This is a genomic window from Cupriavidus sp. L7L, from assembly GCF_004353535.1.
GTDB lineage: Bacteria > Pseudomonadota > Gammaproteobacteria > Burkholderiales > Burkholderiaceae > Cupriavidus > Cupriavidus oxalaticus_A.
Genome location: NZ_SMNY01000145.1, coordinates 1 through 671 on the forward strand (window position 1 = coordinate 1; position 671 = coordinate 671).

General features: G+C 60.1%; 1 protein-coding gene. It reads left to right on the forward strand.

Going from position 1 to position 671, the window contains the following annotated elements:
- Nucleotides 1–125 precede the first annotated feature (125 nt).
- A partial coding sequence (locus E1J61_RS36635; RefSeq protein WP_133098630.1) for a transposase occupies nucleotides 126–671 on the forward strand: 546 nt, incomplete at its 3' end.

Sequence of the window (671 nt, forward strand, 5' to 3'; positions counted from 1 at the left end):
CATCTCCTTATACAGAAGTAGTACCGTCTCCACCGTGGGGCATGGAGCCTGAGGCCGTGGAAATTTCGAGGTAAGGGGTTGTTAACTTCGCCTGACTCGCGTTTACTGTCGAGTTTTTAGCAGCGATGGGCAACGAGTCGGGGGCATGGGTGGACGAGGAATTTGAGAGCCTGGATCTAGGTGATCCGCGGCGGGATCGGCGCGCCAAGGAGTTGCTCAAGCGGTTTGCGGCCCTGCCCACGGCGAGCATTCCCGGCGCATGCGATGACTGGTCGCAAACCATTGGGGCATATCGGTTTCTCGGCAATGAGCAGATCGATTGGCGGGACGTGATGCAGCCGCATTGGGAACGCACGGCGGACAGAGCCGCGCAGTTTCCGATAGTGCTGTGCATCGCTGATTCGACCGAGTTGGACTTTAATGGCCAGGAGATGGAGGGGTTGGGGCCGCTGAGCTACGAAGCCCAGCGGGGCATGTTTTTGCATCCGACCTACGCGGTGACGCCTGACCGTGAACCGCTGGGGGTGATCGATGCCTGGATGTGGGCTCGGGAGCCAAAGGACGCCGACGGCAACCGCGGCGGGATCAAGGAAAGCGTACGCTGGATTGAAGGGTATGAACGCGTTGCGGAACAAGCCGCGCTATTGCCCCGGACACGACTGGTGTATGTG